Source organism: Hafnia sp. HMSC23F03 (assembly GCF_001816025.1).
In the GTDB taxonomy this organism is placed as follows: domain Bacteria; phylum Pseudomonadota; class Gammaproteobacteria; order Enterobacterales; family Enterobacteriaceae; genus Hafnia; species Hafnia paralvei.
In genome coordinates this window covers 18626-27244 of sequence record NZ_KV824228.1, presented here as the reverse complement: position 1 = coordinate 27244, position 8619 = coordinate 18626, and the positions used below count along the sequence as shown (strand labels likewise).

At 49.0% G+C, this 8619-nt stretch carries 7 protein-coding genes and 1 pseudogene; all 8 read left to right on the top strand.

The genetic code is table 11. The features are described from left to right. Positions 1–362: pseudogene (gene tuf / locus HMPREF3091_RS10975) on the top strand (elongation factor Tu); the annotation flags it as partial. A 287-nt stretch (positions 363–649) separates the two neighbouring features. Further along, positions 650–1033, top strand: a complete 384-nt coding sequence (gene secE / locus HMPREF3091_RS10970) for a preprotein translocase subunit SecE (RefSeq protein ID WP_004089461.1) — start codon at positions 650–652, stop codon at positions 1031–1033. A gap of 1 nt (position 1034) precedes the next feature. Beyond that, positions 1035–1580, top strand: a complete 546-nt coding sequence (gene nusG, locus HMPREF3091_RS10965) for a transcription termination/antitermination protein NusG (protein WP_004089459.1) — start codon at positions 1035–1037, stop codon at positions 1578–1580. A gap of 173 nt (positions 1581–1753) precedes the next feature. Continuing rightward, positions 1754–2182, top strand: coding sequence for a 50S ribosomal protein L11 (gene rplK / locus HMPREF3091_RS10960; RefSeq protein ID WP_004089458.1), 429 nt, complete (start codon positions 1754–1756; stop codon positions 2180–2182). A 3-nt stretch (positions 2183–2185) separates the two neighbouring features. Further along, complete coding sequence (gene rplA / locus HMPREF3091_RS10955) at positions 2186–2890, top strand: 50S ribosomal protein L1 (RefSeq protein WP_004089455.1); 705 nt, start codon at positions 2186–2188, stop codon at positions 2888–2890. Between the two features lie 329 nt (positions 2891–3219). Next, a complete protein-coding gene (gene rplJ, locus HMPREF3091_RS10950) occupies positions 3220–3717 on the top strand; it encodes a 50S ribosomal protein L10 (RefSeq protein WP_008815920.1) in 498 nt (165 codons plus the stop codon). Positions 3718–3783: 66 nt separating this feature from the next. Continuing rightward, a complete protein-coding gene (gene rplL, locus HMPREF3091_RS10945; protein WP_004089450.1) occupies positions 3784–4149 on the top strand; it encodes a 50S ribosomal protein L7/L12 in 366 nt (121 codons plus the stop codon). 328 nt (positions 4150–4477) lie between these two features. Continuing rightward, positions 4478–8506 carry a DNA-directed RNA polymerase subunit beta gene (gene rpoB / locus HMPREF3091_RS10940; RefSeq protein WP_008815919.1) on the top strand — a complete coding sequence of 1343 codons (4029 nt, stop codon included), beginning with the start codon at positions 4478–4480 and terminating at the stop codon, positions 8504–8506. The last annotated feature ends 113 nt before the right edge of the window (positions 8507–8619 follow it).

Sequence of the window (8619 nt, the reverse complement as noted above, 5' to 3'; positions counted from 1 at the left end):
TTGGTGTTCTGCTGCGTGGTATCAAGCGTGAAGATATCGAACGTGGTCAGGTTCTGGCTAAGCCAGGCACCATCAAGCCACATACCAAGTTCGAATCAGAAGTTTACATCCTGTCCAAAGATGAAGGCGGCCGTCATACTCCGTTCTTCAAAGGCTACCGTCCACAGTTCTACTTCCGTACTACTGACGTGACCGGTACCATCGAACTGCCAGAAGGCGTGGAAATGGTAATGCCAGGCGACAACATTCAAATGATTGTTAGCCTGATCCACCCAATCGCAATGGACGATGGTCTGCGCTTCGCAATCCGTGAAGGTGGCCGTACCGTTGGTGCAGGTGTTGTTGCTAAAGTCATCGAATAAGATTTGACGCGACACGCGATAAAAGGGCATCATTTGATGCCCTTTTTCTACGCTAGTGATACTAGAACCTATCTCATCAGTAGTTTTAGCGTCATAATTACAGGTGAGATGGGCTCTGATAGTACGGCGTATCGTGCCGAATAGCGGATCATTTGTCTGATTTCGCTCTTTCTTTGAAGAGGTAACCGCGCTAATCGCGTTTGTTTCTTGTAAGATACCCATTCGGTTTGGTTTGCCTCGCGTTGCGGGGCGAAGTTGTTTTTCACAATCTAGTGACAGGTTGGTTTATGAGTGCGAATACCGATGCTCAAGGGAGCGGGCGCGGCCTACAAGCGCTGAAATGGCTGGTTGTCGCCGTGCTGCTGATCGTGGCCATCGTAGGTAACTTCCTTTACCGTGATGTGAGTCTGCCACTGCGCGCGATGGCTGTAGTCCTGATTATTGCGATTGCTGGTGCCGTAGCATTATTGACAACTCAAGGTAAGGCTACCGTGGCGTTTGCCCGTGAAGCGCGTACCGAAATGCGCAAGGTCATCTGGCCAACGCGTCAGGAAACGTTGCACACAACATTGATCGTGGCTGCGGTCACCGCTGTCATGTCACTGATTCTGTGGGGACTGGATGGTATTCTAGTCCGTCTGGTTTCGTTTATTACTGGCCTGAGGTTCTAAGATGTCTGAAGCCCCTAAAAAGCGTTGGTACGTCGTTCAGGCGTTTTCCGGTTTTGAAGGCCGCGTAGCTCAATCGCTGCGTGAGCACATTAAACTGCACAACATGGAAGAGTTGTTCGGTGAAGTCATGGTGCCGACTGAAGAAGTCGTTGAAATCCGTGGCGGTCAACGTCGCAAAAGCGAGCGTAAATTTTTCCCTGGTTACGTATTAGTTCAGATGGTGATGGAAGATGCCAGCTGGCACTTAGTGCGTAGCGTGCCGCGTGTGATGGGCTTTATCGGTGGTACTTCTGATCGTCCAGCTCCAATCAGTGACAAAGAAGTTGATGCCATCATGAACCGTTTGCAGCAGGTTGGTGATAAGCCTCGTCCGAAAACGATGTTCGAGCCAGGCGAAATGGTTCGCGTCAGCGATGGTCCATTTGCCGACTTTAACGGTGTGGTTGAAGAAGTTGACTACGAAAAAAGCCGCTTGAAAGTTTCGGTTTCTATCTTTGGTCGAGCGACCCCGGTAGAGCTGGACTTTAGTCAGGTTGAAAAAGGCTGATAAAAAATTAAGCAACCATAGCGATTGCTGATTGCCAGAGGCGCGAAATTAAACTACAATTTCGCGCCTTTTGTTTTTATACGCACCCCATTTTCGAATGTGTCGCGTGTAAACGTTTTGCAAATAACGGGGAGCCTCTTTGAGGCGATATTACCCAATCGAGGATATTTACCATGGCCAAGAAAGTACAAGCCTACGTTAAGCTGCAAGTTGCAGCTGGTATGGCAAACCCAAGTCCGCCAGTTGGTCCAGCTCTGGGTCAGCAAGGCGTTAACATCATGGAATTCTGTAAGGCGTTCAATGCTAAGACTGACAGCATTGAAAAAGGTCTGCCAATTCCGGTTGTTATTACCGTTTATTCTGACCGTTCTTTCACCTTCGTTACCAAAACTCCTCCAGCAGCAGTACTGCTGAAGAAAGCAGCTGGTATCAAGTCTGGTTCTGGCAAGCCGAACAAAGACAAAGTAGGTAAAGTAACGAGTGCTCAGGTTCGTGAAATCGCAGAAACCAAAGCTGCGGACATGACTGGTTCTGACGTTGAAGCGATGATTCGCTCCATCGAAGGTACTGCTCGTTCCATGGGCCTGGTAGTGGAGGACTAAGAAATGGCTAAGCTGACCAAGCGCATGCGCGTGATCCGTGACAAAGTTGATGTTACTAAACAATATGACATCACTGAAGCCGTTGCTCTGTTAAAAGAGCTGGCCACTGCTAAATTCGTTGAAAGTGTTGACGTTGCTGTCAACCTTGGCATCGATGCTCGTAAATCTGACCAAAACGTACGTGGCGCTACCGTTCTGCCACACGGCACCGGTCGTTCAGTACGCGTTGCTGTATTTACTCAGGGTGCAAACGCTGAAGCTGCTAAAGCTGCAGGCGCTGAACTGGTAGGTATGGAAGATCTGGCAGAACAGATCAAAAAAGGCGAAATGAACTTCGACGTAGTTATCGCATCTCCAGATGCAATGCGCGTTGTTGGCCAGTTGGGTCAGGTTCTGGGTCCACGTGGCCTGATGCCAAACCCTAAAGTTGGTACTGTAACTCCTAACGTTGCTGAAGCGGTTAAGAACGCTAAAGCAGGTCAGGTTCGTTATCGTAACGACAAAAACGGCATCATTCACAGCACCATCGGCAAAGTTGACTTCGACTCTAACCAGTTGAAAGAAAACTTGGAAGCTCTGCTGGTTGCTCTGAAGAAAGCTAAACCTGCGACTGCTAAAGGCGTTTTCATCAAGAAAATCAGCCTGTCCACCACCATGGGTGCTGGCGTAGCGATCGAACAGGGTAGCCTGACCGCAGTAGCTAACTAATTCTCTTAGAGAATAGCTAATTGCGTTTTCGCTTTACGCGGGCGCTAGATTTGTATAAAATCTGACGCCCGCATATTCTCTATCGAATGCTCTTTAGCGAATATAGCGAACGAATTTTCGGTTGGAGTCTGGCCTTATCCAGACCTCCGTCCAAGACCGCAGGTGCGTCGAAAGACGCTTAATCGTCCTGCGTAGACGGTGACAGAACCTAAAAAATCTTTTTGATTACTGGATTCTGCTCACCGTATTTAACGCCTAAACCGTTTTCGGTATTAGGTGATGTGAGTTCCGGGGAATCCTCCCCGGCCAAAATCCAGGAGCTAAAGCTAATGGCATTAAATCTTCAAGACAAACAAGCGATTGTTGCTGAAGTCATCGAAGTAGCCAAAGGCGCGCACTCTGCTGTTATCGCTGACTCTCGTGGCGTAACCGTAGATAAAATGACTGAACTGCGTAAAGCAGGTCGTGAAGCTGGCGTTTACATGCGTGTTGTTCGCAACACCTTGATGCGTCGCATCGTTGAAGGCACTCCTTTCGAATGCCTGAAAGACACGTTTGTTGGTCCAACCTTAGTTGCATTTTCTATGGAACACCCGGGCGCTGCTGCTCGTCTGTTCAAAGATTTCGCGAAAGCGAATGCAAAATTTGAGGTTAAAGCTGCAGCCTTTGAAGGTGAGTTGATTCCAGCGGCTCAGATCGACCGCCTGGCAACTCTGCCAACTTACGAAGAAGCAATCGCACGCCTGATGGCAACCATGAAAGAAGCCTCTGCAGGCAAATTGGTTCGCACTCTGGCTGCTCTGCGCGATCAGAAAGAAGCTGCTTAATCAGCCTTTCTTTTCTAACGTGTTTGCTTACGTATAATCTATTTCTGAATTTTAGGAACAATTTTTATGTCTATCTCTAAAGACGATATCTTGAATGCAGTTTCCGAAATGTCTGTAATGGACGTTGTTGAACTGATCTCCATGATGGAAGAGAAGTTCGGTGTTTCTGCTGCTGCAGCTGTAGCTGTTGCTGCAGGTCCAGCTGAAGCTGCTGAAGAAAAAACTGAATTCGACGTTATTCTGAAAGCTGCTGGCGCTAACAAAGTTGCTGTAATCAAAGCAGTACGTGGCGCAACTGGTCTGGGCTTGAAAGAAGCTAAAGATCTGGTTGAATCTGCACCAGCTGCACTGAAAGAAGGCGTTAGCAAAGATGACGCTGAAGCACTGAAAAAATCTCTGGAAGAAGCTGGCGCTGAAGTTGAAGTTAAATAAGCCAACTCTTTTGGTAGCAGCCTAAGCAATTAGGCTGATGGCTGGTGACTTTTTGGTCACCAGCCTTTTTGCGCTGTAAAGGATGTTAGTGGTATTTCACACTGTTTGACCACTAGTATTCCCTCAATACTTGTTTCTATCTTCGACTTAATATATTGCCGTTTTCCACTTCGGGAGTTCCGGAGTAAAGCGCAACGAAATGGTTTAAGAGTGATAGAAACAAGTATTGCGAGAGGTGTTTCTGCCTTTCGGTCACAAAATGGTGTTGCATGAACTGTCCTACTAGGACGGACAGAGTGGGTCACTGATCAGCGAGCTGAGGAACCCTATGGTTTACTCCTATACCGAGAAAAAACGTATTCGTAAGGATTTTGGTAAGCGTCCACAAGTTTTGGACATACCTTATCTCCTTTCTATCCAGCTTGACTCGTTCCAGAAATTTATCGAGCAAGATCCGGAAGGGCAACACGGCCTGGAAGCAGCATTCCGTTCCGTATTCCCAATCCAGAGTTACAGTGGTAATTCCGAGCTGCAGTATGTCAGCTATCGTCTCGGTGAGCCGGTATTCGATGTTAAAGAATGCCAGATCCGTGGCGTAACTTACTCCGCTCCGCTGCGCGTTAAACTGCGTTTGGTTATTTACGAGCGTGAGGCGCCGGAAGGCACCGTTAAAGACATCAAAGAACAAGAAGTCTACATGGGTGAAATTCCACTCATGACTGATAACGGGACTTTCGTTATCAACGGTACTGAGCGCGTAATCGTATCTCAGTTGCACCGTAGCCCAGGCGTGTTCTTTGACAGCGATAAGGGTAAAACCCATTCATCGGGTAAAGTGCTGTATAACGCACGTATCATCCCTTACCGTGGTTCATGGTTAGACTTCGAATTCGATCCGAAAGACAACCTGTTTGTGCGTATTGACCGTCGCCGTAAATTACCTGCGACCATTATTCTGCGCGCATTAAACTTTACGACTGAACAGATCCTTGAGCTGTTCTTCGACAAAGTTGTCTTCGAGATTCGTGATAATAAACTGCAGATGGAGCTTGTTCCAGAACGTCTGCGTGGCGAAACTGCGTCCTTCGATATCGAAGCTGACGGTAAGGTCTATGTTGAAAAAGGCCGCCGTATTACCGCACGCCACATTCGCCAATTGGAAAAAGACGGCATTACGCTGATCGAAGTTCCGGTTGAGTACATTGCTGGTAAAGTCGTCGCTAAAGATTATATCGACGAAAATACCGGTGAGCTGATCTGTGCAGCTAACATGGAGCTGTCACTGGATCTGCTGGCTAAGCTGAGCCAAGCGGGTTACAAGCGTATCGAAACGCTGTTCACCAACGACTTGGATCACGGTGCTTATATTTCTGAGACCATTCGCGTCGATCCAACTAGCGACCGCTTGAGCGCGCTGGTTGAAATCTATCGCATGATGCGTCCTGGTGAGCCACCAACACGCGAAGCAGCTGAAAACCTGTTCGAGAACCTGTTCTTCTCTGAAGACCGCTATGATCTGTCTGCGGTTGGTCGTATGAAGTTCAACCGTTCTCTGTTGCGTGAAGAGATTGAAGGCTCCGGTATCCTGAGCAAAGACGACATCATTGAAGTGATGCGTAAACTCATCGATATCCGTAACGGTAAAGGCGAAGTGGACGATATCGACCACTTGGGTAACCGTCGTATCCGTTCCGTGGGCGAAATGGCTGAGAACCAGTTCCGTGTAGGTCTGGTGCGTGTTGAGCGTGCAGTGAAAGAGCGTCTGTCTCTGGGCGACCTCGATATGCTGATGCCTCAGGACATGATCAATGCCAAGCCAATTTCTGCCGCAGTGAAAGAGTTCTTTGGTTCCAGCCAGCTGTCTCAGTTTATGGACCAGAACAACCCACTGTCAGAAATTACGCATAAGCGTCGTATCTCCGCGTTGGGCCCAGGTGGTTTGACTCGTGAGCGCGCAGGCTTTGAAGTTCGAGACGTTCATCCGACTCACTACGGTCGTGTATGTCCAATCGAAACGCCTGAAGGTCCAAACATCGGTCTGATCAACTCCCTGTCTGTTTATGCACAGACTAACGAATATGGCTTCTTGGAAACCCCATACCGCCGCGTTCGTGATGGAATTGTAACTGATGAAATTCATTACCTGTCTGCTATTGAAGAAGGCAACTACGTCATCGCTCAGGCGAACTCCAACTTGGACGACGAAGGCCGCTTCATTGAAGATCTGGTTACTTGCCGTAGCAAAGGCGAATCAAGCTTGTTCAGCCGCGATCAGGTTGACTACATGGACGTTTCCACCCAGCAGGTGGTTTCCGTCGGTGCTTCTCTGATCCCGTTCTTGGAACACGATGACGCCAACCGTGCATTGATGGGTGCGAACATGCAACGTCAGGCCGTTCCGACTCTGCGCGCTGATAAGCCGCTGGTTGGTACCGGTATGGAACGTGCTGTAGCCGTCGACTCCGGTGTTACCGCTGTTGCTAAACGTGGTGGTGTAATCCAATACGTTGATGCTTCTCGTATCGTTATCAAAGTTAACGAAGATGAGATGTATCCGGGCGAAGCAGGCATTGATATTTACAACCTGACCAAATACACCCGTTCTAACCAGAACACCTGCATCAGCCAGATGCCGTGTGTCAATCTGGGTGAACCCATCGAGCGTGGCGACGTGCTGGCTGACGGCCCGTCTACCGATCTGGGTGAATTGGCTCTGGGTCAGAACATGCGCGTGGCATTCATGCCATGGAACGGTTACAACTTCGAAGACTCCATCTTGGTGTCTGAGCGTGTTGTACAAGAAGATCGCTTTACTTCTATCCACATTCAAGAACTGGCTTGTGTGTCTCGTGACACCAAACTGGGGCCTGAAGAGATCACCGCTGACATCCCTAACGTGGGTGAAGCTGCGCTCTCTAAACTGGATGAATCCGGTATCGTTTATATCGGTGCGGAAGTGAAAGGTGGCGACATTCTGGTTGGTAAGGTAACGCCTAAAGGTGAAACCCAACTGACTCCAGAAGAGAAACTGCTGCGTGCTATCTTCGGTGAGAAAGCGTCTGATGTTAAAGACTCTTCTCTGCGCGTTCCAAACAGCGTTTCTGGTACCGTTATCGATGTGCAGGTCTTTACTCGTGATGGCGTAGAGAAAGACAAACGTGCGCTTGAAATCGAAGAGATGCAGCTGAAGCAGGCTAAGAAAGACCTGACTGAAGAACTGCAGATCTTGGAAGCTGGCTTGTTTGCCCGTATCCACGACGTTCTGGTATCTGGTGGTGTTGAAGCTGAGAAATTGGCTAAGCTGCCACGCGACCGCTGGTTAGAACTGGGTCTGGCTGATGAAGCTAAACAGAACCAGTTGGAACAGCTGGCTGAGCAGTACGACGAGCTGAAATCTGATTTCGAGAAGAAACTGGATGCTAAGCGTCGTAAGATCACTCAGGGCGACGATCTGGCACCAGGCGTACTGAAAATTGTTAAGGTTTATCTGGCTGTTAAACGTCAGATCCAGCCTGGTGACAAGATGGCAGGCCGCCACGGTAACAAGGGTGTTATCTCCAAGATCAACCCGATCGAAGATATGCCTTACGATGAAAACGGTACTCCGGTAGACATCGTACTGAACCCGCTGGGCGTACCATCACGTATGAACATCGGTCAGATTCTGGAAACCCACTTAGGTATGGCTGCGAAAGGTATTGGTGAGAAAATTAACGCCATGCTGAAGCAGCAGCAGGAAGTGGCCAAGCTGCGTGAGTTCATTCAGAAAGCCTACGATCTGGGCGATAACACGCGTCAGACCGTTGATCTGAGCACCTTCACCGACGACGAAGTTATGCGTCTGGCTGAGAACCTGAAAAAAGGTCTGCCAATCGCAACACCAGTCTTCGATGGTGCGAAAGAGAAAGAAATCAAAGAGCTTCTGACGTTAGGTGGCATCCCTACCTCTGGTCAGATTACGCTGTTTGATGGCCGTACCGGCGAGCAGTTCGAGCGCCAGGTTACTGTCGGCTACATGTATATGCTGAAACTGAACCACTTGGTTGATGACAAAATGCATGCGCGTTCTACCGGTTCTTACAGCCTGGTTACTCAGCAGCCGCTGGGTGGTAAGGCTCAGTTCGGTGGTCAGCGCTTCGGTGAGATGGAAGTATGGGCACTGGAAGCGTATGGCGCTGCCTACACGCTGCAGGAAATGCTGACCGTCAAGTCCGACGATGTAAACGGCCGTACCAAGATGTACAAAAACATCGTGGATGGCGACCACCGTATGGAACCAGGCATGCCGGAATCCTTCAACGTGTTGTTGAAAGAAATCCGCTCGCTCGGTATTAACATTGAGCTGGAAGACGAGTAATTCGTTCATTCGAATTATAAGTAACACCAGCCGCTAAGCGCCCTGTGAAAGCGGGGTGCTTAGTCAGTGGTTGCACTGGTCACAGGGGCATTTGGGTGGTATCCGAATGCCCA